This window comes from Pseudomonas sp. RSB 5.4, from assembly GCF_037126175.1.
GTDB lineage: Bacteria > Pseudomonadota > Gammaproteobacteria > Pseudomonadales > Pseudomonadaceae > Aquipseudomonas > Aquipseudomonas fluorescens_H.
In genome coordinates, this window is sequence record NZ_CP146986.1 from 3,819,566 (window position 1) to 3,843,282 (window position 23,717).

Annotated in this window: 27 protein-coding genes; 12 read left to right on the forward strand and 15 right to left on the reverse strand. The window is 62.4% G+C overall.

Features of this window, described 5'->3' with window-relative positions; translation table 11 throughout:
- Window positions 1-277 precede the first annotated feature (277 nt).
- The 4 genes from V9L13_RS17245 to V9L13_RS17260 all read left to right on the forward strand — a co-directional run bounded on the left by V9L13_RS17245 (window position 278) and on the right by V9L13_RS17260 (window position 5,419).
- Complete coding sequence (locus tag V9L13_RS17245; RefSeq protein WP_003228627.1) at window positions 278-520, forward strand: exodeoxyribonuclease VII small subunit; 243 nt, start codon at window positions 278-280, stop codon at window positions 518-520.
- Complete coding sequence (gene ispA, locus V9L13_RS17250) at window positions 517-1,404, forward strand: (2E,6E)-farnesyl diphosphate synthase (protein ID WP_338800101.1); 888 nt, start codon at window positions 517-519, stop codon at window positions 1,402-1,404. The genes V9L13_RS17245 and ispA overlap by 4 nt, the downstream gene beginning before the upstream one ends.
- Before the next feature lie 91 nt (window positions 1,405-1,495).
- Complete coding sequence (dxs, locus tag V9L13_RS17255; protein WP_103521353.1) at window positions 1,496-3,394, forward strand: 1-deoxy-D-xylulose-5-phosphate synthase; 1,899 nt, start codon at window positions 1,496-1,498, stop codon at window positions 3,392-3,394.
- Between the two features lie 141 nt (window positions 3,395-3,535).
- The gene (locus tag V9L13_RS17260; protein WP_338800102.1) at window positions 3,536-5,419 is read left to right on the forward strand and encodes a TonB-dependent receptor; all 1,884 of its coding nucleotides are present in this window, start codon (window positions 3,536-3,538) and stop codon (window positions 5,417-5,419) included.
- Between the two features lie 111 nt (window positions 5,420-5,530).
- Here the strand turns inward: V9L13_RS17260 and V9L13_RS17265 are convergent, their stop codons facing one another.
- From V9L13_RS17265 to nrdR, 12 genes are all read right to left on the reverse strand, one after another.
- The gene (locus V9L13_RS17265; RefSeq protein WP_338800103.1) at window positions 5,531-6,331 is read right to left on the reverse strand and encodes a cobalamin-binding protein; all 801 of its coding nucleotides are present in this window, start codon (window positions 6,329-6,331) and stop codon (window positions 5,531-5,533) included.
- Window positions 6,331-6,750 (reverse strand): hypothetical protein, encoded by a 420-nt coding sequence (locus tag V9L13_RS17270; protein WP_003228636.1) that lies wholly within the window; start codon window positions 6,748-6,750, stop codon window positions 6,331-6,333. Before V9L13_RS17270 ends, V9L13_RS17265 begins: the two co-directional genes overlap by 1 nt.
- Complete coding sequence (ribA, locus tag V9L13_RS17275) at window positions 6,747-7,364, reverse strand: GTP cyclohydrolase II (RefSeq protein WP_003228637.1); 618 nt, start codon at window positions 7,362-7,364, stop codon at window positions 6,747-6,749. Before ribA ends, V9L13_RS17270 begins: the two co-directional genes overlap by 4 nt.
- A 256-nt stretch (window positions 7,365-7,620) precedes the next feature.
- Window positions 7,621-8,358, reverse strand: coding sequence for a transporter substrate-binding domain-containing protein (locus V9L13_RS17280; RefSeq protein ID WP_338800104.1), 738 nt, complete (start codon window positions 8,356-8,358; stop codon window positions 7,621-7,623).
- Between the two features lie 34 nt (window positions 8,359-8,392).
- Window positions 8,393-8,896, reverse strand: coding sequence for a phosphatidylglycerophosphatase A (locus V9L13_RS17285; RefSeq protein ID WP_003228639.1), 504 nt, complete (start codon window positions 8,894-8,896; stop codon window positions 8,393-8,395).
- Entirely contained in the window at window positions 8,893-9,858 is a 966-nt protein-coding gene (gene thiL / locus V9L13_RS17290; RefSeq protein ID WP_103522157.1) for a thiamine-phosphate kinase, read from the reverse strand. The genes V9L13_RS17285 and thiL overlap by 4 nt, the downstream gene beginning before the upstream one ends.
- 18 nt (window positions 9,859-9,876) lie before the next feature.
- Window positions 9,877-10,377 (reverse strand): transcription antitermination factor NusB, encoded by a 501-nt coding sequence (gene nusB / locus V9L13_RS17295; RefSeq protein ID WP_003228643.1) that lies wholly within the window; start codon window positions 10,375-10,377, stop codon window positions 9,877-9,879.
- A complete protein-coding gene (gene ribE, locus V9L13_RS17300) occupies window positions 10,374-10,850 on the reverse strand; it encodes a 6,7-dimethyl-8-ribityllumazine synthase (RefSeq protein WP_003228649.1) in 477 nt (158 codons plus the stop codon). The genes nusB and ribE overlap by 4 nt, the downstream gene beginning before the upstream one ends.
- A gap of 236 nt (window positions 10,851-11,086) precedes the next feature.
- Window positions 11,087-12,178, reverse strand: coding sequence for a bifunctional 3,4-dihydroxy-2-butanone-4-phosphate synthase/GTP cyclohydrolase II (gene ribBA / locus V9L13_RS17305; RefSeq protein WP_003228650.1), 1,092 nt, complete (start codon window positions 12,176-12,178; stop codon window positions 11,087-11,089).
- Window positions 12,179-12,194: 16 nt separating this feature from the next.
- On the reverse strand, window positions 12,195-12,860 hold the full coding sequence (locus tag V9L13_RS17310; RefSeq protein WP_098965821.1) for a riboflavin synthase: 666 nt from the start codon (window positions 12,858-12,860) through the stop codon (window positions 12,195-12,197).
- Window positions 12,861-12,907: 47 nt separating this feature from the next.
- Window positions 12,908-14,041: a bifunctional diaminohydroxyphosphoribosylaminopyrimidine deaminase/5-amino-6-(5-phosphoribosylamino)uracil reductase RibD gene (gene ribD / locus V9L13_RS17315; protein ID WP_338800105.1), complete on the reverse strand. Its 1,134-nt coding sequence runs from the start codon at window positions 14,039-14,041 to the stop codon at window positions 12,908-12,910.
- A complete protein-coding gene (gene nrdR / locus V9L13_RS17320) occupies window positions 14,038-14,502 on the reverse strand; it encodes a transcriptional regulator NrdR (protein WP_003228656.1) in 465 nt (154 codons plus the stop codon). Before nrdR ends, ribD begins: the two co-directional genes overlap by 4 nt.
- Before the next feature lie 127 nt (window positions 14,503-14,629).
- Between nrdR and V9L13_RS17325 the strand changes: the two genes are divergently transcribed.
- From V9L13_RS17325 to trxA, 3 genes are all read left to right on the forward strand, one after another.
- Window positions 14,630-15,094, forward strand: coding sequence for a YbaY family lipoprotein (locus tag V9L13_RS17325; protein WP_338800106.1), 465 nt, complete (start codon window positions 14,630-14,632; stop codon window positions 15,092-15,094).
- Window positions 15,091-15,747, forward strand: coding sequence for a 50S ribosomal protein L11 methyltransferase (locus V9L13_RS17330; protein WP_338800107.1), 657 nt, complete (start codon window positions 15,091-15,093; stop codon window positions 15,745-15,747). The genes V9L13_RS17325 and V9L13_RS17330 overlap by 4 nt, the downstream gene beginning before the upstream one ends.
- Window positions 15,748-15,932: 185 nt before the next feature.
- Complete coding sequence (trxA, locus tag V9L13_RS17335; RefSeq protein WP_262141719.1) at window positions 15,933-16,805, forward strand: thioredoxin; 873 nt, start codon at window positions 15,933-15,935, stop codon at window positions 16,803-16,805.
- Between the two features lie 110 nt (window positions 16,806-16,915).
- On the opposite strand, the gene V9L13_RS17340 is transcribed toward trxA, so the two are convergent.
- Window positions 16,916-17,275 carry a hypothetical protein gene (locus V9L13_RS17340; protein WP_226501035.1) on the reverse strand — a complete coding sequence of 120 codons (360 nt, stop codon included), beginning with the start codon at window positions 17,273-17,275 and terminating at the stop codon, window positions 16,916-16,918.
- A gap of 135 nt (window positions 17,276-17,410) precedes the next feature.
- Between V9L13_RS17340 and V9L13_RS17345 the strand changes: the two genes are divergently transcribed.
- The 5 genes from V9L13_RS17345 (at window position 17,411) to V9L13_RS17365 (ending at window position 21,575) form a co-directional block, all read left to right on the forward strand.
- Window positions 17,411-18,007 carry a DUF2796 domain-containing protein gene (locus V9L13_RS17345; protein WP_262141717.1) on the forward strand — a complete coding sequence of 199 codons (597 nt, stop codon included), beginning with the start codon at window positions 17,411-17,413 and terminating at the stop codon, window positions 18,005-18,007.
- A gap of 139 nt (window positions 18,008-18,146) precedes the next feature.
- Window positions 18,147-18,857, forward strand: coding sequence for an ABC transporter ATP-binding protein (locus V9L13_RS17350; RefSeq protein ID WP_007966120.1), 711 nt, complete (start codon window positions 18,147-18,149; stop codon window positions 18,855-18,857).
- A 1-nt stretch (window position 18,858) separates the two neighbouring features.
- The gene (locus tag V9L13_RS17355) at window positions 18,859-20,124 is read left to right on the forward strand and encodes an ABC transporter permease (protein ID WP_003228671.1); all 1,266 of its coding nucleotides are present in this window, start codon (window positions 18,859-18,861) and stop codon (window positions 20,122-20,124) included.
- Between the two features lie 11 nt (window positions 20,125-20,135).
- Window positions 20,136-20,654: a DUF3299 domain-containing protein gene (locus V9L13_RS17360; RefSeq protein ID WP_003228673.1), complete on the forward strand. Its 519-nt coding sequence runs from the start codon at window positions 20,136-20,138 to the stop codon at window positions 20,652-20,654.
- Between the two features lie 222 nt (window positions 20,655-20,876).
- Complete coding sequence (locus V9L13_RS17365; protein WP_003228675.1) at window positions 20,877-21,575, forward strand: OmpW family outer membrane protein; 699 nt, start codon at window positions 20,877-20,879, stop codon at window positions 21,573-21,575.
- 177 nt (window positions 21,576-21,752) lie between these two features.
- On the opposite strand, the gene V9L13_RS17370 is transcribed toward V9L13_RS17365, so the two are convergent.
- Both V9L13_RS17370 and V9L13_RS17375 read right to left on the reverse strand, forming a co-directional pair.
- Window positions 21,753-22,682, reverse strand: a complete 930-nt coding sequence (locus tag V9L13_RS17370; protein WP_338800108.1) for an NAD-dependent epimerase/dehydratase family protein — start codon at window positions 22,680-22,682, stop codon at window positions 21,753-21,755.
- Entirely contained in the window at window positions 22,675-23,559 is an 885-nt protein-coding gene (locus V9L13_RS17375) for a sugar nucleotide-binding protein (RefSeq protein WP_226501032.1), read from the reverse strand. Before V9L13_RS17375 ends, V9L13_RS17370 begins: the two co-directional genes overlap by 8 nt.
- Between the last annotated feature and the right edge of the window lie 158 nt (window positions 23,560-23,717).

Genomic DNA, 23,717 nt, shown 5'->3' on the forward strand with positions numbered 1-23,717 from the left:
GGCTCACAAAATGAGCCGAATAAGCTCCAACCTTCATAAGTCACCACAAATACTGTGGCGAGGGAGCTTGCTCCCGCTGGACTGCGCAGCAGGCCCAATCCGGTCAGTGCAATCTGCCTGAAAAACTGCGGTGGCGGGTTTTGGGGTCGCTACGCAACCCAGCGGGAGCAAGCTCCCTCGCCACAGTAAAGCGGGGTCGTCCGGGGCACCTCATTTGCCCATAAACCCCCTATCTGCTAGTGTCGCGCCGGTTTAACGTCAACCGGAAATCGCCGCCATGGCCCGCAAAAAAGCTGCACTGGATTTCGAACAGTCCCTCGCCGACCTGCAAACGCTGGTCGAGCGTCTGGAGAACGGTGAATTGTCGCTGGAAGACTCGCTGACCGCTTTCGAGCAGGGCATCGGCCTGACCCGTGACTGCCAGGCAGCGCTGGCCCAGGCCGAGCAGAAGGTGCAAGTGCTGCTGGAGCGCGATGGCGAACTCGCCGAGGAACCCTTCGACGCGGAACAGCCAGAATGATTGCGGCGTATTCGGCGACCAGTCAGGCGCGGGTCAATGCGGCACTGGAAATCCTCTTCAAGGCTCCGCTGCCGGAACTGTCGCGCTTGTATGAGGCAATGCACTACAGCGTGATGATCGGCGGCAAACGCGTGCGCCCGCTGCTGGCCTACGCCGCGTGCGAAGCGCTCGGTGGCAAGGCTGAGCAAGCCAACGGCGCGGCCTGCGCGGTGGAGCTGATCCACGCCTATTCGCTGGTGCACGACGATTTGCCGGCGATGGACGACGACGATCTGCGTCGCGGCCAGCCCACCACTCACAAGAAATTCGACGAAGCCTGCGCGATTCTTGCCGGTGACGGCTTGCAGAGCCTGGCCTTCAGCGCCCTGCTCGACCCGCGCCTGAGCAGCCTCGACGCTGACATCCGTTTGCAACAGGTCACGGCGCTGGCGCATGCGGCAGGCCCGGCGGGCATGGTCGGCGGTCAGGCCATCGACCTCGGTTCGGTCGGTCTGAAGCTGGATCAGCAAGCACTGGAGCAGATGCACCGGCACAAGACCGGCGCGCTGATCGAAGTCAGCGTCAAACTCGGCGCCCTGGCCAGCGGCCGTGCCGAGCAGGATGAACTCAAAGCCCTGCAGACTTATGCACAGGCCATCGGTCTGGCCTTCCAGGTGCAGGACGACATTCTCGACGTCGAAAGCGATACCGAAACCCTCGGTAAACGCCAGGGCGCCGACATCGCCCGCGACAAACCGACCTACCCGGCCTTGCTGGGGCTGGACGCGGCCAAGGTCTACGCCCTGGAACTGCGCGATCAGGCACTGCACGCGCTGCGACCGTTTGACGCGGCAGCCGAGCCTTTGCGCGACCTGGCCCGGTATATCGTCGAGCGGCGTAACTGAACGCCAACCTGCCAAAAAAGACCAACGCGTGGGCAGGGGGCGATGCATCAGGTAAACTGCCGCATCTTTTATACCTATAACGATTCGCCTGATGCCCACGACGTTTCATGAGATTCCCCGCAAGCGCCCGACCACGCCCCTGCTCGACCGCGCGAACACGCCGGACGGCCTGCGCCGGTTAGGCGAAGCCGAGCTGGAAACCCTGGCCGATGAGTTGCGCCTGGAATTGCTCTACACGGTCGGCCAGACCGGTGGGCATTTCGGTGCCGGCCTGGGCGTCATCGAGCTGACCATCGCGTTGCATTACGTCTTCGACACCCCGGATGACCGGCTGGTGTGGGACGTCGGTCATCAGGCGTATCCGCACAAGATCCTCACCGGTCGCCGCCAGCGCATGGAAACCCTGCGCCAGAAGGACGGCATCGCCGCTTTCCCGCGTCGCGCCGAGAGCGAGTACGACACCTTTGGCGTCGGCCACTCCAGCACCTCGATCAGCGCCGCGCTCGGCATGGCCATTGCCGCCCGCCTGCAAAACAGCGATCGCAAGGCGATTGCGGTGATCGGTGACGGCGCGCTGACCGCCGGCATGGCCTTCGAGGCGCTGAACCATGCGCCGGAAGTCAACGCCAACATGCTGGTGATCCTCAACGACAACGACATGTCGATCTCGCGCAACGTCGGTGGTCTGTCGAATTATCTGGCGAAGATCCTTTCCAGCCGCACTTACGCGAGCATGCGTGAGGGCAGCAAGAAAGTCCTGTCGCGCCTGCCCGGCGCCTGGGAAATCGCCCGTCGCACCGAAGAATACGCCAAAGGCATGCTGGTTCCCGGCACCCTGTTCGAAGAGCTGGGCTGGAACTACATCGGCCCGATCGACGGCCACGACCTGCCAACCCTGATCGCTACCCTGCGCAACATGCGCGATCTGAAAGGCCCGCAGTTCCTGCACATCGTCACCAAGAAAGGCAAAGGCTTCGCCCCGGCAGAAGTCGATCCGATCGGTTACCACGCGATCACCAAGCTCGAACCGCTCGACGCTCCGGCCGCTGCGCCGAAAAAGGCTGGCGGGCCGAAGTATTCGGCGGTGTTCGGCGAATGGCTGTGCGACATGGCGGCGGCTGATCCGCGTCTGGTCGGCATCACCCCGGCGATGAAGGAAGGTTCGGACCTGGTGGCGTTCAGCGAACGTTTCCCGCTGCGCTACTTCGACGTGGCGATTGCCGAACAGCACGCGGTGACGTTCGCCGCCGGCATGGCCTGCGAAGGTGCCAAGCCTGTGGTGGCGATCTACTCGACGTTCCTGCAACGCGGATACGACCAGTTGGTGCATGACGTCGCGGTGCAAAACCTCGACGTGCTGTTCGCCATCGACCGCGCCGGTCTGGTGGGCGAAGACGGCCCGACCCACGCCGGCAGCTTCGATCTGTCCTACCTGCGCTGCATCCCGGGGATGGTCATCATGACCCCGAGCGATGAAAACGAATTGCGCAAGATGCTCACCACCGGCCACCTGTACAACGGCCCGGCGGCCGTGCGCTACCCGCGCGGCACTGGCCCGAACGCGACCATCGACAAGGATCTGGAGCCGATCGAAATCGGCAAGGGCATCGTCCGTCGCCAGGGCAGCAAAGTCGCCCTGCTGGTGTTCGGCGTGCAACTGAGCGAAGCGCTGAAAGTCGCCGAGAAGCTGGATGCGACCGTGGTCGACATGCGCTTCGTCAAGCCGCTGGATGAGGCACTGGTGCGCGAAATCGCCGGCAACCACGAGTTGCTGGTGACGATCGAAGAGAACGCGGTCATGGGCGGTGCCGGTGGCGCGGTCAGCGAGTTCCTGGCGCGCGAGAACATTCTCAAGTCGATGCTGCATCTGGGCTTGCCGGACATCTACGTCGAGCACGCCAAACCCGCGCAGATGCTGGCCGAGTGCGGGCTGGACGAAGCGGGAATCGAAGCTTCGATTCGTGAGCGTCTGGAACTGCTCAACAAGTAACACGCAATACCCATGTGGGAGCGGGCTTGCTCGCGAAGGCGCCGGTTCAGTCGATGATGAGTTGACTGAACCGGCGCCTTCGCGAGCAAGCCCGCTCCCACATTTGATTTGTGTACATCAGAAATACCCAATGGATCACCGATGAACTTCTCGCGCCTCGCCCTGCCCTTCTTCCTGCTTCACACCGCCAATGCCCTCGCAGACAGCTTCGAACGCGATCAGGCCCTGAAACTGCCGGACACGCTGATCAGCGCCAACCGCCAGGTCGAAGCGCGCAACGACAGCAGCGCCGCCAACACCGTGTTCACCCGCGAAGACATCGACCGCCTGCAACCGAGCAGCGTCACCGACCTGCTGCAACGGGTGCCGGGCGTGCAGGTGGCGCAGGCCGGTGGGCGCGGCAGCCTGCCGGGGATCTACATTCGCGGCACCCAGTCGGCGCAGAGTCTGGTGCTGGTCGACGGTCAGCGCATCGGCAGTTCGACCTCCGGCGACAGCAACCTGCAGCACCTGAACATCGACCAGATCGAACGCGTGGAAGTGCTGCGCGGTTCGCGTTCGGTGATCTACGGTAGCGATGCGATTGGCGGGGTGATCCAGATCTTCACCCGGCGCGGTAACGAGCAAGGTTTACAGCCTCGCTTGCACGTCGGTTTCGGCAGCAACCAGACCTGGGAACGCAGTCTCGGCCTGTCGGGTGGCGACGAGAAAACCCGCTTCAACCTGGGCGCCAGCCTCGATGACACTGCCGGTATCGACCGTACGCACGAGTCCTACCCCAGCGACAGCGATCACGATGCCTATCGCAATCAATCCGTCAGCCTGAGTCTCAGCCATGCGCTGACCGATGACATCGAAGTCGGCGCCAACCTGCTGGATAACCGCGGCAAAAGCGAGTTCGACAACCCGTTCGGGCGCTTCGATACGACCACTTTCGAGTCGGTGCAACAGCAGCCCTACAGCGACTTCAACGTCAGCAGTATCAGCAGCTACGTCGATGCCCGGGTCAACGAAATCTGGAAAACCCGCGTCGAATTCGGTCACACCGAAAACCGCGAAAAGACCCTCGACAAACTCAGCGACGAGCGCACGGTTTTCAACACCTATCGCGATTCGGTGAACTGGCAGAACGACCTGACTCTGGATGCGCGCAACAGCCTGATCCTCGGCGGCGACTGGTACGAAGACCGGGTCAACAGCAGCACCGCGTTCGACGAGGACAGCCGCTGGAACCGCGCGGCGTTCATCCAGCATCGCTATCAGGCCGACAGCTTCTCCACGGAGCTGGGCCTGCGCCACGACGACAATCAGCAGTTCGGCAGCCAGAACACCTGGAGCGGCACCTTTACCCTGCCGCTGAACCCGGACAACGATCTGCTGCTGAGCTACAGCGAAGGCTTCCGCGCGCCGACCTTCAACGACCTGTACTACCCGGATTTCAGCAACCCGAACCTGAAACCGGAAACCTCGAAAAGCTACGAGTTGCAATGGCGTAGCCAGTTGAGCGATTCCAGTCGCCTGGAAACTTCGATTTATCGCACCGACCTGGAAGACGCGATCATCTTCGGCAGCAACTCACGCCCGGAGAACGTGGCCTCGGCACGGATCAACGGTTTCGAAGCGGCATTGAAGCAGGAGCTGTTCGGCTGGCAGAGCAATCTCGGCGTGGCGATCATCGACCCGCGCGATCGCGATACCGGGCACACCTTGGCCCGCCGCGCACGGCGCACGATGAGCTGGGATCTGGATCGGCAGTTTGACCGACTGGGTCTGGGCGCCAGTTGGCAGGCGGTAAGCAGTAGCTACGACGACAAGGACAACACCCAGTCACTGGGCGGCTACGGCTTGATCGGATTGCGCAGCAGTTGGGCACTGAACCGCGAGATCAAACTGGATATGAAGATCGAGAACCTGTTCGATAAAGGCTATAGCCGCGCGCTCTACAGCTATGACGGCAGCCAGTACGGCTATCGCGAGGAAGGTCGGGCCTGGGTGTTTGGGGTGACCTGGACGCCGGAGCTCTGATCCAGAATTTGCGCTGCTTCGACTGGCCTCTTCGCGAGCAAGCCCGCTCCCACAGTGGGAACGCATTCCAAATGTGGGAGCGGGCTTGCTCGCGAAGAATTCACCTCGGTCTCAGCGGTCAGGCGCAATCAAATGGCAGAGTTTGGCGGTTGCCTCGATCATCTGCCCACTCGGGCGCTCAAGGCCTTTATCAGTAACCAACAGTAGTTTCCCCTGCTTCACCGCCGCCACCTGCGGCCAGGCTTTCCAGGCATCAAGCTGGGCCTGATCACCGGCCAGAATCACCGCGGGATCGCGCTGCAACACCGCTTCGATACTGACCTGCGGCGCCGGCAGACTCAGATCGGCAAACACATTACGCGCGCCGCATACCTCAAGCGCATCGCTGATGATCTGCCCGCCACCGATGGTGTACAGCGGCTTGTCCCAGACTTGATAGAACACTGTCAGCGGCGTCTCCCGGCGATAGCGTTGGCGCAGGTCATCGAGTTTCTGGCGCAGATCCGCCGCCAGTGTCACCCCACGTTCAGGCCGGCCGAGTTGCGCGGCAATGGCTTCGATCTGTGCAGAAAGCTGTTCGAGATTGTGCGGTTCGGCGACGTAGGTCGGGATGTTCAGGCGTTTGAGTTGATCGCGTTGCGCCGGGCCGACACTGCAAGGCCACAACAGCAACAAATCGGGCTTCAAACTGAGCAGACGCTCCATGTCCAGCTGACCGTAGCGGCCCACTGACGGGACATCCTTGAGCGCGGCAGGACGCTCGCCGGCATCGAGCACGCCGACCAGCAGATCGGCCGAGTCCAGCTCGACAACGATTTCCGACAGCGAAGGCGCGAGGCTGACCACCCGCAGACTCGCCAGCGCCGGGCCGGCGACGGCCAGCAGCAGCACCGCCAGCCACAGACGACGCATCAGCCGAGTTGACGCGGGATGCGATAGAGGTAGAACAGCACGGCCGTGGACAGCGCCAGCAGCATCAGCGGTACGGCTTCGAGGCCGACGAACACGGCCAGCGCACCGATCCATGCCGGCAACGATGCAGCGAGGAACGCAATACGGCGACGGGCCGCGAGCGCGATCCAGGCCGCCGGCTCGGCAGGCGTATCGAGGGCTTTCTGGGTGGCGATCAGTGCGTGTTTGTAGCCACCGAAAAACTTCAGGCTGACAAACATCGAGGCCACGCCGGCAATGAACATTGGCATGGTCAGTACCGGCAGAAACGCTTCATATTGGCCGAACAGTGCGTTGAGCACGAACAACGGCAGCAGCGCCAGTGCCAGATATTTCCACCAGTCGACCGCCAAACGGCGGCGCACCTGACCGCGGGTCACGCGCGGTCGACCTCGCCCTGATGCTCGTTGCCCATCATGTGGTCGAGCTTGCTGGCCTTGGTCGCCAGATAGAGCTTGTTGTGCGGATTATGGCCGGTGTGCAGCGGCACGCGTTCGGCGACGACGATGCCCATGTCGGTCAGGGCTTTGACCTTGCGCGGGTTGTTGGTCATCAGGCGCAGCGACTTCACGCCCAGGTGCTCCAGCATCGGCAGGCACATCGCGTAGTCACGCTGATCGGCGGCAAAGCCCAGACGCTCGTTGGCTTCCACGGTGTCGGCGCCGCCGTCCTGCAACTCGTAGGCGCGGATCTTGTTCAGCAGACCGATGCCACGACCTTCCTGACGCAGGTACAGCAGCACGCCGCGGCCTTCGCGGGCGATGGCCTTGAGCGCCGCTTCGAGTTGCGAGCCGCAGTCGCAGCGCTGGCTGAACAGGGCATCACCGGTCAGGCACTCGGAATGCAACCGGCCAAGGACCGGGGCACCGTCGTCAATTTCACCCAGGCTCAGCACAACGTGCTCGCGGCCGGTGGCTTCATCGAGAAAACCGTGCATGGTGAATTGCGCAAAAGGCGTTGGCAGCTTGCAAGCGGCGACAAAAACGACAGGCACCTGTGTGCTCCTGATCTAAAAAGTCTGAAGATTCGCAGGCCGGCATTGTAACAGCAGGTTCCGGCAGGCGCTTAGGCTGAATTATCGGGCATAACGATCAAAAAGTTTGATAACACCCGGTTGGCGTGGCCCCTCCCTGTGGGAGCGGGCTTGCTCGCGAAGGCGTCGTGTCAGTCGGCAATAGGCTGGCTTAACCACCGCACTCGCGAGCAAGCCCGCTCCCACAGGGGGACAGTGTTGGGCACAAGATTCGCAATCAGGGCGTATCAAATGGATACGGCTGCTTCCACTGCTCGAAAATCGGCTTCAGCTCGCCGCTCTTCACCAACTGCTCCATGCGCCTGTCGAACAGCGCCATCAGCGTGCGCGCTTGCGGCGTATCGGCGAAGCACAGGTACAGCGGCAATTCGGCGATGTGGGTCTTGCGAAACTGCGTCGGATCCTTGGCCCGGCCAACCACGTAATCGATTTCGGTCTGCGCATCGATGTAATAGTCAGCACGGTTGTGGGTGAGCATCGAGAGGATCCCGGTACGTCGCACGACCTCGTTGAAGTTGCGCACGCCGGGTAGATAATTCTGATAGTCGTAACCACGAACCCAAGCCAGCCGATATTGGCCGAGGGTTTCCGGGGTCGGTGCTGGATTACTCGCCAGGCCCAGGGCGTAGATGTGGTCGGTGTCGAAATTCCAGCGCGGATAGAGCAGGTCGCTGAATTCTTCATGATAAGAACCGACACAAGCATCGACCTCGCCACGCTGGGCCAGCCCAACTGAACGAGTGTATGGTTCGCTGCGAATGTCGAGCTTCACCCCGGCCGGTTCGAAGACCTTGCGCAGCACGTCCCAGCCCAGGCCGTGACCGTCAGCGGCGGTGTAGTCTTCCCAGTCTTCGCTGGCCAGATGGATGACCGCGGGCGTCGGCGCAGCTTCCTGCGCACTGGCGACAGTGCCCAGCAAGGTAAAAAACACCAGCGCCAGCCAGCGACTAACCATCCTTAGTCTCCCCACTTAACCCTGACAATCCGGATCAGGCGAAAATCCACACCAGTCCCTGCATCGCCAGCCAGGCGAACACGCCGGCCAGCACGTCATCGAGCATGATGCCGACGCCGCCATGGACATGCCGATCGATCCAGCGGATCGGCCATGGCTTGAGAATGTCGAAGAAGCGGAACATCAGGAACCCCGCGAGCAACCAGTACCAGCCTTCCGGCACCAGCCACAGGGTGATCCACATCCCGACCATTTCGTCCCAGACGATGCCTTCGTGGTCGTGTACCCGCAAATCGTCGGCGACCTTGCCGCACAGCCAGAAGCCGAACAGCATGGTGATCCCGAGCATCAGCCAGTAACCCCAGTCGGGCAACATCTGCCACAACGGAATAAAGGGTAGCGCAACTAACGAACCCCACGTGCCCGGCGCTTTCGGCAAGGTGCCGGAGCCGAAGCCGAACGCGAGGAAATGCCAGGGATTGCGCCAGACCGACGGCGGAACGAATTCGGCCGGAACCTGTTTCGGGTGATCTGTCACGGTGTCTCCTGAAAATGTTGATAACCCCGGATTTGCGGGGTGATGTCGTGTCCTTCGCGATCCAGCAGCACCACACCCTGGCCCTGCGCCACACGCCCGATCACATGGATCGGCCAACCATCGGCCAGCAGTGCCGGCAACTCGACGGACGGTAGCGTGAAGGCCAGCACATAGTCATCGCCGCCGCTCAACGCCGCCCGTTCGGCGCCACGCTGGCCGAGAAACGCCACTAAAGCATCGGACAACGGTACGCGCTCGCGTTCAACCTCAAGCCGCACCTGCGAAGCCAGAGCGATATGGCCGCAATCGGCAAGCAGGCCATCGGAGATATCCAGGGCCGAGGTGGCCTTGCCGCGCAAGGCCTGACCGAGCCCGAGTTGCGGTTGCGGCGACCAGTAATGACTGAGCAGCGGCTCGGCAATATCAGTGTCGGCTTCACGCTGGCCAAGCACCAGCGGCAAGGCACCGGCGGCATTGCCCAGTTCGCCGCCAACACAAAGCAGGTCGCCCGGTTGTGCGCCGCTGCGGGTCAACGCCTGCCCGGCCGGAACGCGACCGAATACGGTGACGGTCAGGCTCAATGGTCCACGGGTGGTGTCGCCGCCAACCAGCGCGACGCCGCAGCTCTGCGCCATGCGGTTCAAACCGCGGGCATAGGCTTGCAGCCAATCGGCGGTCACCGTCGGCACAGTCAGGGCAAGGGTAAAGGCAACGGGCGTGGCGCCCATGGCGGCCAGGTCGCTGACCGCAACGGCCAGCGAGCGCTGACCGAGCAGAAACGGATCGCAGGGATCGGCGAAGTGCACGCCGGCCACCAGCGTATCGGTGGAAATCGCCAACTGCTCCCCGGGGGGAACCGCCAGCAAGGCGCAGTCGTCGCCGATCCCCAGGGCAACGCCCTCGCCGCCCTGCGCACAAGGCGCGGCGGCGAAGAAATTGCGGATCAGCTCAAACTCGCCCATTGCGATATCAAGCGCTGATCAGCGCTTGAACGCCTTGACTTCAGCTTCACGCAGGCGCGGAGCCAGCTTGTCGAGTACACCGTTGACGAACTTGTGGCCGTCGGTCGAACCGAAGACTTTCGCCAGCTCGATACCTTCGTTGATCACCACGCGGTACGGCACGTCGACGCGCTTGAGCAGTTCCCAGGTAGACAGGCGCAGAACCGCCAGTTCAACCGGGTCCAGCTCTTCGATTTCGATGTCCAGGCAAGGCTTGAGCGCAGTATCGATTTCGGTGCGGCTCGCCGGAACCCCGTGAAGGATTTCGCGGAAATACGCGCCATCGACATCGGTGAAATCGTTATCAACGCGGAACTGCGCTTCGATTTCGTTCAGCGAAGCCTTGGCCATGTGCCACTGATACAGAGCCTGAGTCGCGAGCTGACGGGCTTCGCGACGCTTGACGCTTTTCGATGGCTTGCCGGCATCCGCAGGTTTCGGATCGCGCGGGTTGAAACGATCGCTATCGTCGCTAATCACTTGGCCTCCAACTGCGCCAGCAGGCTGACCATTTCCAGAGCGGACAGGGCAGCTTCAGCACCTTTGTTGCCGGCCTTGGTGCCGGAACGTTCGATGGCTTGCTCGATGGAATCAACGGTCAGGACGCCGAACGCGACCGGTACGCCGAACTCCATGGACACCTGGGCCAGGCCCTTGGTGCATTCGCCAGCCACGTATTCGAAGTGCGGAGTGCCGCCACGAATGACCGCGCCGAGGGCGATGATGGCTGCGAACTCGCCTTTCTGAGCGACTTTCTGCGCAACCAGCGGGATTTCGAAGGCGCCAGGTGCGCGGATGATGGTGATGTCGCTTTCGCTCACGCCGTGGCGAACCAGGGCATCAACTGCACCGCTGACCAGGCTTTCAACCACGAAGCTGTTGAAACGGCCCACTACCAGAGCGTAGCGGCCTTTAGGGGCGATGAAGGTACCTTCGATGGTCTTCAGGGTCATTCGTCAGATCTCTTAAAGAGCCGGGACGCGTTTCGTACGCATCCCTCAGTGATATTAGCCACAAATTCATGACCGGAAAAAACCGCATTGCTGCTCGACTACACCCTGTGGCGAGGGGATTTATCCCCGATGGACTGCGCAGCAGTCCCAACCAAATAGGGCCGCTGCGCAGCCCGTCGGGGATGAATCCCCTCACCACAAGGATCTACGTCAACAATGCCGAATTCACCGGGTCATTATTCGGAGGGCACGTATTCTACAACTTCCAGATCGAAACCGGATATCGCATTAAATTTCATTGGCGCAGACATCAAGCGCATTTTGCGCACGCCGAGGTCACGCAGGATCTGCGAACCGGCACCGACGATGCTGTAAGTGGTCGGTTTTTTCACCGCTGCCTGCTCACCGGTTTCGCGGATATGCGCCAGCAGCACGTCGCCGTCGAGCGGGTGACCGAGCAACAGCACCACACCACTGCCGGCCTCGGCCACCGCAGCCATCGCGGCGCGCAGGCTCCAGCGGCCCGGTTGCTTGACCATCAGCAGGTCGCGCAGCGGGTCCATGTTGTGCACGCGAACCAGGGTCGGCTCTTCGGCGCAAACCGTGCCCAGCGTCAGGGCCATGTGCACGTCGCCTTCCACCGAATCACGATAGGTCACCAGGTTGAATTGGCCCAGTTCGCTGTCCAGCGGCTGTTCGGCAATCCGCTGAACGGTACGTTCGTGGATCATCCGGTAGTGAATCAGGTCGGCGATGGTGCCGATCTTGATGTTGTGTTCGGCGGCAAACGCTTCCAGTTCGGCGCGACGGGACATGGTGCCGTCGTCGTTCATCACTTCGCAGATCACGCCGCTTGGTTCGAAACCGGCCATGCGCGCCAGGTCGCAGGCGGCCTCAGTGTGACCGGCACGAGCCAGGGTGCCACCGGCCTGAGCCATCAGCGGGAAGATGTGCCCCGGGCTGACGATGTCTTCAGCCTTGGCGTCTTTCGCCGCAGCCGCTTGCACGGTGCGCGCACGGTCGGCGGCGGAGATACCGGTGGTGACGCCTTCGGCGGCTTCGATCGATACGGTGAACTTGGTGCCGAAACCGGAACCGTTGCGCGGGGCCATCAACGGCAGCTTCAACAGCTCGCAGCGCTCGCGGCTCATCGGCATGCAGATCAGGCCGCGGGCGTGCTTGGCCATGAAGTTGATGTGCTCGGCCTTGCAGCATTCGGCGGCCATGATCAGGTCGCCTTCGTTCTCGCGGTCTTCGTCATCCATGAGGATGACCATCTTGCCTTGGCGGATGTCTTCAACCAGTTCTTCGATGCTATTGAGCGCCACAAGGCACCCCCTTCAGTCAGGATTTGAGGTAGCCGTTGGCGGCCAGAAAGCTTTCAGTGATCGTGCCACCGGCGGTCGGCTCTGCAGCCTTGTCACCCAACAGCAAACGCTCCAGATAACGCGCCAGCAAATCGACTTCCAGGTTCACCCGGCGGCCCGGCTTGTAGGAAGCCATGATGGTTTCGCTCAGGGTGTGCGGAATGATCGTCAGCATGAATTCGGCGCCATCGACCGCGTTCACGGTCAGGCTGGTGCCGTCGACGGTGATCGAGCCTTTATGGGCGATGTACTTGGCCAGTTCTTTCGGCGCGCGAATGCGAAATTCCACCGCACGAGCATTGTCGCTGCGCGACACCACTTCGCCGACACCGTCGACGTGGCCGCTGACCAGATGGCCGCCGAGACGGGTGGTCGGGGTCAGGGCTTTTTCCAGATTGACCGGGCTGCCGCTTTTCAGGTCATTCATGGCGGTGCAGTCGAGGGTTTCGCGGCTGACGTCGGCGGCAAAGCCGTTGCCCGGCAGCTCAACCGCCGTCAGGCACACGCCGTTGACGGCGATGCTGTCGCCTAGTTTGACGTCGCTCAGGTCGAGCTTGCCGGTTTCGACATGCACCCGCACATCACCGCCCTTTGGGGTCAGTGCGCGGATACTGCCGATGGATTCGATGATGCCGGTAAACATGGGGTTCTCCTTGAGAACGAAGCCAGCGCTAACGCGATGGCCGGGAATTATACGCTCGCCGAAACGACTGGCGTCGCAGTGACTCGCCAGTCATCGCCAACCGCGCGGATTTCAGTGATTTTCAGCTCGGGAGCGTCCTTCATATAGGCCAGCGGCCAGTCCAGCAACGGCCGCGCCGTGGAGCCGAGAAACTTGCCGGCAATGAAGATCACGAACTCATCGACCAGACCGAGCTGGGCGAACGCGCCAGCCAAGCGCGGGCCGGCCTCGACCAGCACTTCGTTGACGCCACGGTTGGCCAGTTCGATCAGCAGTTGATGCAGATCGACCTGACCGTCGTCACCCGGCACGATCAGGCATTCCGGGCCATTGGCGTATTGTTCTTCGACCGCCATGCACGTCGCGACCAGCGCCGGGCCGGCCTTGAAGAACGGCGCGTCCAGCGGCACCCGCAGGCGCCCGTCGACCAGCACCCGCAGCGGCGGACGGCTCATGGCCCGTGCAGTTTGTTCGGCATCCAGACCCAGTTCGTCGGCGCGTACGGTCAGGCGTGCGCCGTCAGCCAGTACGGTGTCGGCGCCGGTCAGCACCACGGCCGCCTGCGCGCGCAAACGCTGTACGGCAGAACGTGCGGCTGGGCCGGTGATCCACTGGCTCTCGCCGCTTTCCATCGCCGTGCGACCGTCGAGACTCATGGCCAGCTTGACCCGCACGAACGGCAAGCCGTGTTCCATGCGCTTCAGGAAACCTTGATTGAGCTGGCGCGCCTCGGCTTCGAGCACGCCACTTTCGGTGGCGATCCCGGCATCGCTCAGACGCTGCAAGCCACGCCCGGCGACCTGTGGATTCGGATCGCGCATCGCGGCGACCACCCGAGCCACCCCGGCAGTCACCAACGCATCGGCGCACGGCGGTGTGCGGCCATGGTGGCTGCACGGCTCAAGGGTCACGTAAGCGGTGGCGCCGCGGGCCAGTTCACCGGCAGCGCGCAGGGCGTGGACCTCGGCGTGGGGTTCGCCGGCGCGCTCGTGAAAGCCTTCGCCGACAATCTGCCCGTCACGCACGATCACGCAGCCAACCCGTGGATTGGGATGGGTGGTGTAGTGACCCTTGCGCGCCAGTTCAAGCGCGCGCGCCATGAAGTGGGCGTCGAGGATCGCCTGCTCGGCGGCGCTGGTCATTCTTTCACCGGTTCGCGGGCGAGGCGGTCGATCTCTTCGCGGAACTCATTGAGATCCTGGAAGCGCCGGTACACCGAGGCGAAACGGATGTAGGCCACTTCATCGAGCTTTTGCAGCTCGGCCATCACCAGTTCGCCGACCACGAGGGATTTGACCTCGCGCTCGCCGGTGGCGCGCAGCTTGTGCTTGATGTGAACCAGAGAGGATTCGAGGCGCTCGACGCTCACCGGACGTTTCTCCAGGGCGCGTTGCATGCCGGCACGGAGCTTTTCTTCGTCGAACGGCTGGCGGCTGCCGTCGGTTTTGATCAGGCGCGGCAACACCAGTTCGGCCGTCTCGAATGTCGTGAAACGCTCGCCGCAGGCCAGGCATTCACGCCGGCGGCGCACCTGTTCGCCCTCGGCGACCAGACGCGAGTCGATGACCTTGGTGTCGTTGGCACCGCAGAAGGGACAGTGCATGGTGGCTGGCAACAAAAAAAGGGAGGGCCATGGTAGCGCATCCCGGTGGCAAGACAAGCCATAGGGTTTGCGGTATACAGACGGGCATGATCGTTTGATCCACGGATTTCATTTTCTGGAGCTGCCAATGTCGCTACGACCGCTCGTTTTGCTCAGTCTTTTCGCCCTGCTGGTGGCCTGTGGCAGCGATAAACCCAAGCCGCAGCCGCCCACGCCGGGCCCGGCGCCACAACAGGCGCAGAAAAAAGCCCAGGAAGCCGCTGACCTCGGTCCGCTGCCGGCTTATCAACGGGAACTGAGCGGCACCCTGCAAGGCGTGCCAGCCGGGGCCGAAGTCGAACTGGCGTTGCTGGTGATCGACGATAAGTCCCGCCCGCAACAGTTGCTCGCCAGTTCCACGCTGATAGGCAATAACCAGGCGTTGCCGTTCCGTCTGCGTTTCAACCCCGAAGCATTCCCCGCCGGCGCGCGGGTTGAGCTGCGCGGCCGTGCCACGCAGTCCGGCCAGTTGATCCTGCATCTGCCGTCGCAACCCATTACCCAGCCGACCACTCAGGCGCTGGGCCAGCTGCAATTTGTCAAAGCGCCATGACGCCACCGCTCGACCTGCAACTGGCGTTAGGTGAATTGCTCGGTGATGCCCGGCTCAAGGCCTGTGCATTGCCGGGTACCGATTTGCAGCTGTGGCTGATCGACGGCGACAACATGGATCGCGAATTCAGTCCCGACGAAACCCGGCGCATCCTCCACGAACCGCCGTATTGGAGTTTCTGCTGGGCCAGCGGCCTGGCGGTGGCGCGCTATCTGGCGGAGTTTCCGGAGTGGGTGCGCGGCAAGCGGGTGCTGGATTTCGGCGCCGGCTCCGGGATCGCCGCGATTGCGGCGGTGAAGGCCGGGGCGTTGGAGGTGGTGGCTTGCGATCTTGATCCGCTGGCGATTGCTGCGTGCCGGGCCAATGCTGAACTCAATGATGTGCAGATGAGCTATTCGACGGACTTCTTTGCCGAGGCTGATCGCTTCGATCTGATCCTAGTGGCGGATGTGCTCTACGACCGTGAGAACCTGCCGCTGCTCGACGCGTTTCTCAGCCGTGGCCGCGAGGCGCTGGTGGCGGATTCGCGGGTTCGGGATTTTCGCCATCCGTTATATGAGCGCATCGAAATGCTTGAGGCGATGACCTTGCCGGATCTGGCGGAGCCGGAAGAATTTCGGCATGTGAGCCTGTACCACGCGCGGCGGAGCTAAAAAGCTTCGTCGGATCGCCGCCCGGAGCAAGCCCGCTCCCACATTTGGATTGCGTTCCCCCTGTGGGAGCGAGCTTGCTCGCGAAGGCGTCCTATCAGGCAACACATCTCTAAACCTGCCCCCGCTTCCGGCCACACCCCGCCAAGCCGTATAGTTGCCCCATCCACGCTTTTACGAGATCTCCCATGAGTCAGCAAACGCCGTACATCTTCGACGCCACGACTGCCGATTTCGACCAGTCGGTGATCGAAGCTTCCTTCAACAAACCGGTGCTGGTGGATTTCTGGGCCGAATGGTGTGCGCCGTGCAAGGCATTGATGCCGATGCTGCAAGGCATTGCCGAGAGCTATCAGGGCGAACTGCTGCTGGCCAAGGTCAACTGCGACATCGAGCAGGACATCGTGGCCCGCTTCGGTATCCGCAGCCTGCCGACCGTGGTGCTGTTCAAGGACGGTCAACCGGTGGACGGTTTTGCCGGTGCGCAACCGGAATCCGCCGTACGCGCCTTGCTTGAGCCGCATGTGCAGATGCCGCCGCCGGCCGCCGCCGATCCGTTCGAACAGGCGCAGGCGCTGTTCGACGACGGTCGTTACGCTGACGCGGAAGCGGCGCTGGTGGTGATGCTCACCGAAGACAACAGCAACGCCAAGGCGCTGATCCTCTACGCCCGCTGCCTGACCGAACGCGGCGAACTGGGCGAAGCGCAAACCGTGCTCGACGCGGTCAAGAGCGATGAGCACAAGGCTGCACTGGCCGGGGCCAAGGCGCAGATCAAATTCCTGGGACTTGCCCGTGATCTGCCGGATGCTGCCGACCTCAAGGCGCGCCTGGCCAAAGATCCGCAGGACGACGAAGCGGTGTATCAACTGGCGATCCAGCAACTGGCGCGTCAGCAATACGAAGCGGCGCTGGAAGCCTTGCTCAAGCTGTTCATCCGTAACCGCAGCTATGGCGAGGGTCTGCCGCACAAGACGTTGCTGCAGGTGTTCGAACTGCTGGGCAACGATCACCCGCTGGTGACCGCTTACCGCCGTAAAGTATTCGCTGCGCTTTATTAAGATCAAAAGATCGCAGCCTTCGGCAGCTCCTACATTCGATCGTGTTCACCCGTATTTGCGGATGAACGCTGAACCTGTAGGAGCTGCCGCAGGCTGCGATCCTTTGCGGCTCACTCGACCCAGCTGTAGAGCGGCGTATCGCCGCCGCTCGCCACTTTCACCTGTGAACTGTGGCGCAATCGCACCAGCAGGCGTTTGCCCGCCGCCGCGCTGCCGGTCAGGCCCTCAAGCTGCTCCAGAAGATCCGGCCCGCTGAGTTGCCTGGCCTGGCGCAACAGATCCTGCGCGACCTGCCACAACGCATCGTCCTGGTTCAGCGGTTTCGCTGCCGGCGCGCTCAATGCCGCTTCAGGCTGATCGCCCTGCGACTGCGCGCCAAGGGCTGCGCCAAGCTTTGCCCAATCGCTGTCATCCAGCTCCACCGTCAAATCCACCGGCATCGCGCCGACGGTTCCGCGTATCCGCAACATCTGCTTCGCTCCTGCACATTTCTGACCTGCATGCTCCCACGGGACTTGTGCAACGCCAAGCGCACGGGCAAACTCTGCGGACTTTCGTTATAAGATTACATAACAAACTCTTCACTTTACTTTCCGGAGACCGCCATGCGTCGTCTGCTGCTCGCTTTGCCGTTTGCCCTGTTGCCGCTGGCCATCGCCCATGCCGCCGATGAGCACGATCATGACCATGAGCACGGCAGCCTCGGCGCCCACGAACATGGCGTCGGCCGACTGAACGCCGCACTCGACGGCCAGACCCTGGAACTGGAACTGGAAAGCCCGGCGATGAACCTGGTGGGCTTCGAACACGCCGCCACCAGCGACGCCGACAAGGCCAAAGTCGCCGCCGCCCGCGCCCAACTGGAAAACCCGCTGGCGCTGTTCAGCCTGCCGGCCGCCGCTGGTTGCAAAGTCGCCAGCCAGGAGCTGGAAAGCCCGCTGTTCGGCGACAAACCGGATGCCGACGACCATGACGATGATGATCACGATGCCAAGGGCGGTGAAGCGCATCACCATGAACACAGCGAAATCCACGCGCACTATCAATTCAGTTGCGCTGCACCGGGGGCCTTGAAGACTCTGGATCTGGCGAACCTCTTCAATACCTTCCCGGCCACCCAGAAAATTCAGGTACAACTGATCGGCCCGAACGGCCAGCAAGGTACGGAAGTGACGGCCAAGGCTGCTGCCCTGAAATTCTGATCACACCGACAATCCCCTGTGGGAGCGGCTTGCTCGCGAATGCGGTGGGTCAGTCAACATGGATTTGGCTGATCCACCGCATTCGCGAGCAAGCCCGCTCCCACAAGGGGTTACGTGTTCACTTCATGAAATTGGTGCCATGACCCAAGCACTCATCGAACTGTCCGACCTGGGCTTCAACTGGCCCGGTCACCCGCCGCTGCTGGACATCCCGGCGTTTCGCCTGGAGCCGGGCGAAACCCTGTTCCTCAAAGGCCCCAGCGGCAGTGGCAAGACCACCCTGCTCGGCCTGCTCGGTGGCGTGCAGAAACCCGGGCGCGGCAGCATTCGCCTGCTCGGCCAGGAACTGACCGAACTCGGTGCCGGCGCCCGCGACCGCTTTCGCGTCGATCACACCGGCTACATCTTCCAGCAGTTCAACCTGCTGCCGTTTCTCTCGGTACGCGAGAACGTCGAGTTGCCCTGCCACTTCTCCAAACTGCGTGCCGAACGGGCGAAACAGCGCCACGGCAGCGTCGATCAGGCCGCCGCCACCCTGCTCGCCCATCTGGGCCTGAAGGACGAAAGCATCCTCGGTCGTCGCGCCGATTCGCTGTCGATCGGTCAGCAGCAACGGGTCGCCGCCGCCCGCGCGTTGATCGGCCAACCGGAACTGGTGATCGCCGACGAACCGACCTCGGCGCTGGATTACGACGCTCGGGAAAACTTCATTCGTCTGCTGTTCGCCGAATGCCGCGAAGCCGGGTCGAGCTTGCTGTTCGTCAGCCACGACCAAAGCCTTGCGCCGCTGTTCGACCGTCACCTGTCCCTGGCCGAGCTCAATCGCGCCGCCACGTCTGCCGAGGTCTGAGATGTATCTGTTTCGTCTGGCCATGGCCAGCCTGGCCAACCGCCGCTTTACCGCCCTGCTCACCGCGTTTGCGATTGCCCTGTCGGTCTGCCTGTTGCTCGCCGTCGAGCGCGTGCGCACCGAGGCCAAGGCCAGTTTCGCCAGCACCATCAGCGGCACCGACCTGATCGTCGGCGCCCGCTCCGGCTCGGTGAACCTGCTGCTGTACTCGGTGTTCCGCATCGGCAACGCGACCAACAACATCCGTTGGGACAGCTTCGAACATTTCGCCAGCAACCCGAAAGTGAAGTGGGCGATCCCGATGTCCCTCGGCGACTCGCATCGCGGCTACCGGGTGATGGGCACCACCGGAGCCTATTTCGAGCATTACCAGTACGGTCGCCAGCAGCACCTGGAACTGGCCGATGGCCGCGCCTTCGCCACCGATCCGTTCGAAGTGGTGCTCGGCGCCGAAGTGGCCGAGGCGCTGCATTACAAACTCGGCGACCAACTGGTGCTGGCCCACGGCGTGGCGGCGATCAGTCTGGTCAAGCATGACGACAAGCCGTTCACCGTGGTCGGCATTCTCAAGCGCACGGGTACCCCGGTGGATCGCACGTTGCACATCAGCCTCGGCGGCATGGAGGCGATTCACATCGACTGGCACAACGGCGTGCCGGCGCGCGGCAACGGCCGGATCACGGCGGATCAGGCACGCAACATGGACCTGACGCCACAGGCGATCACCGCGTTCATGCTCGGCCTCAACAGCAAGATTTCCACCTTCGCCCTGCAACGCGAGATCAACGAATACCGTGGCGAGCCAATGCTGGCGATCCTGCCGGGCGTGGCCTTGCAGGAGTTGTGGAGCCTGATGAGTACTGCGGAAAAAGCCTTGTTCGTGGTCTCGCTGTTCGTGGTGCTGACCGGGTTGATCGGCATGCTCACGGCGATTCTCACCAGCCTCAACGAGCGTCGCCGCGAGATGGCGATTCTGCGCTCGGTCGGTGCCCGGCCTTGGCATATCGCAAGCCTGCTGGTGCTGGAAGCCTTTGCCCTGGCGCTGACCGGCGTAATCGCCGGGCTGGCATTGCTGTACATCGGCATCGCCGCCGCGCAGGGTTATGTGCAGGCCAATTACGGTTTGTATCTGCCACTGGCGTGGCCGAGCGAGTATGAATGGACGCTGCTCGGTGGCATTCTGGCTGCCGCGCTGCTGATGGGCAGCGTGCCGGCCTGGCGCGCGTATCGCCAATCCCTGGCCGATGGCCTGTCGATCCGTTTATGAGGATGTTCACCATGCCCCGCGCCGTGCTTGCGCTGCTGTTGCTGGTTGCCCTGCCCGTGTGGGCAGCGGCGCCGAAAGACCTGACCTGGTCGGAGATGATCCCGCCGGACGCCGCGCCGGAAGTGCCGAACATGACGCCGTTGCACGACATGTCGAAGATGAGTGATGCGCTGTCCGCCGAGTCGGCGCCGGCGGCGAAACAGGACATGCCCAACGCGCCGGTGGTGCAGAGTCTCGACGGGCAGAACATCCGCCTGCCGGGTTACATCGTGCCGCTGGAAGTCAACGAAGAGGGCCGCACCACCGACTTCCTGCTGGTGCCGTACTTCGGCGCCTGCATCCATGTGCCGCCACCGCCGTCGAACCAGATCGTGCATGTGAAAAGCGAGTTGGGCGTGAAGCTCGACGAGCTGTATCAGCCGTACTGGGTCGAAGGACCGTTGCAGGTCAAGGCGTCCACCAGCGAACTGGCCGATGCCGGGTATCAGATGGCGGCGGACAAGATTTATGTGTATGAGCTGCCGGAGTAATTCCGGTAATTCTGCACTGTTCGGCCCATTGTCTTCGCGAGCAGGCTCGCTCCCACAGTTGACCGAGCTCTAATGTGGGAGCGAGCTTGCTAGCGAAGGGGTCGGCCAAGGTTCCACAAATAAACCCGCCATCACTGTTTCATTGAGCTGAGTCAAAAGACCGTATCAGTTGGCTTCATACCATAGGACATCAGACATTTTTAACGTCCTTTTGGAGCTCCCATGAACAAGTCCTTGCTCAGCGCCGCGCTGTTTGCAGTCGCGCTCGCAGCCCCGCTCGCCCACGCCCACGAAGCCGGCGATATCATCGTTCGCGCCGGTGCGATCACCGTCAACCCGAAAGCCGACAGCTCCAGCGTCAAGGTCGATCAGGGTCCGTTGAGCGGCACCAACCTGGGCGGCAAGGCGACCATGAGCAGCGACACCCAACTGGGTCTGAACTTCGCCTACATGCTGACCAACAACATCGGTATCGAGTTGCTGGCCGCCTCGCCGTTCGAGCATGACGTGAAAATCAAAGGCACCGCACTGCCAGCCGCCAACGGCAAACTCGGTACGCTGAAACACCTGCCGCCGACCCTCAGCGTCGTGTACTACCCGCTGGATTCCAAGTCGCCGTTCCAGCCGTACATCGGCGGCGGCATCAACTACACCTGGATCTATGACGAGCACGTCGGCAGCGAAGCCCAGTCCAACGGCTTCAGCAACTTCAAGGCGAAAAACTCCTGGGGCCTGGCCTGGCAGGTCGGCGCCGACTACATGCTGACCGACAACATCATGCTCAACGCCCAGGTGCGTTACATGGACATCGACACCCGCGCGACTGTCGAGAACAACGCCGTGGCGCCGGGCACCCGTGCCAAGGTGAATGTGGATGTCGATCCGTTTGTGTACATGGTGGGTCTGGGCTACAAGTTCTAAGCAACAGTCGAACATTCGCGTGGTGGTGAATGAGGCTTTGGGTGAGCAGGCTTAGAACTGACGACGATCACTTCGTGATCGATCGGGGATAAATCCCCTCGCCACAGGATTAGCGACAAATTCCGGCCGTGAAAAAGGCGCCTGTGAAAAGGCGCCTTTTTCATGTCTGCGATAAACCTACTTGCCGAGCAACCGCGCCAGTCCCACACGCATCGGCGTCGGCTCTGGCAGCTGGAAGCGTTGCAGCAAACGCGCGTTGTTCGCCCGCGAATGGCGGATGTCGCCGGAGCGCGCCGGGCCGTAGCTGACCGGGGGCAACTCGCCGACCACTTCCTGCAGCGCTTGCAGCATCTGCTTGAGGTTCATTGCCTGATTCCAGCCGACGTTCATCGCCCCCACTTCCACTTCAGACTTGTCGATCGCTTGCACCAGCACGTCGACCAGATCCTCGACATAGAGGAAATCCCGGGTCTGCTCGCCATCGCCGAACACCGTGATCGGCAGGCCTTTCTGCGCCCGCTCGCTGAAGATGCTGATGACCCCGGAGTACGGCGAAGACGGATCCTGGCGCGGGCCGAAGATGTTGAAGAAGCGGAAGATCACCGGCTCCAGGCCATGCTGGCGACGATAGAAATCGAAGTAGTGCTCGCCGGCCAGTTTGTCCGAGGCATACGGCGTCAGCGGGGCTTTTGGCGTGTCTTCGTCAATCGACTCGCCTTCACCGTTGTTACCGTACACCGCGGCGCTGGACGCGTAGAGCACACGCTTCACTCCGGCCTGGCGCATCGCTTCGCAGACATTCAGGGTGCCAATGAAATTGCTCTGGTGGGTCTTCACCGGATCGTCCACCGAAGCCTGCACCGAGGCCACCGCCGCCAGGTGCGCGACGGCGCTGCAGCCTTGCATGGCCCGCGCAACCAGTTCGGCATCGGCAACGTCACCGACGATCAGTTCGACCTGCGGATTGTCCAGCGGCAGGTTGGCGCGTTTGCCGGTCGACAGATCATCGAGAATCCGCACCGAATGGCCGGTGGCGAGCAATGCATCCGTCAGGTGCGAGCCGATGAAACCGGCGCCGCCGGTGATTAAAACAGGGCCTTCAGCCATGACGATAAAACCTATCCAGTAAAGCCGGGAGCCCGGCGCGCCAGGCGCGGGGCTTGATCCCGAAAGTGTGCAGAATTTTCTTGCAGGCGAGTACCGCGTGTTGCGGTTCCTCGGCAGCGTCCGGCCGCGCGGCATGGGCCTGCGCGGTCGGCGACTCGATCGCCAGCGGATGCAGGTTGCGCGCTTCGCTCAGAATCGCCTGACCCAGCGCCAGCGGCGTGGTCGCCTCGTGGCCGGCGTAATGGTAAGTACCCCACAGCGGCGCCGCGCAATCGAGTTGCTTGAGCACCGAAATGATTACCCGTGCCGCGTCATCGACCGGTGTCGGATTGCCCCGGCGGTCATCGGCCATGAGCAATTCGTCCGGTTGTTCGGCGCGGGCGAGGAAGCGTCCGAGGGTGCCTTCAGGGCTGTCATCGAGCAGCCAGCCGAAGCGCAGCAGCACGTGTTGCGGGCAAGTGGCGCGAACACTTTGCTCGATGCGCCACAGCGCCTGACCGCGCAGGCCCAGCGGCACCGGCTCGTCCTTCTCGCTGTAGGCGGTCGCCCGCGAACCGTCGAACACCCGATAGCTGGAAGGCTGCACGAGGATGATGTTGTGGTGCTGGCACAGTTCGGCCAGCCGCTCGATGGCGCGTTCCTGCCCGGCCAGACGGCTTTCGCTGACGGTCTCGGCCTGGAACCAGTCGAAATAGTAGGCGAGGTTGATCAACGCATCCGGACGGGTATCGTCGAGCAGTTGCGTCAGGCTCGCGGCATCCCAGCCGTCTTCTGGCGGGCGGGGGGCGAGGAAACCGATGTCTTCTTCCGCACCGAGGCGAATCAGCGCCTGCCCAAGGGCATTTCCGCCGCCCAGTAACATAAGGCGCATTCGCATAGAGTCAGCAGGCCCAGTCTGATTGGAACGATGGCTTTAGCGACGGTGCTGGTGACACCGTCATCGATAATTGCCGGAATCGTTGCATTTTGCGGGTTTAGTGCGCAACCGTCACCCGTAAAGTGTAGATCGCCGGGAATTGTGCTGAATCAACTGGC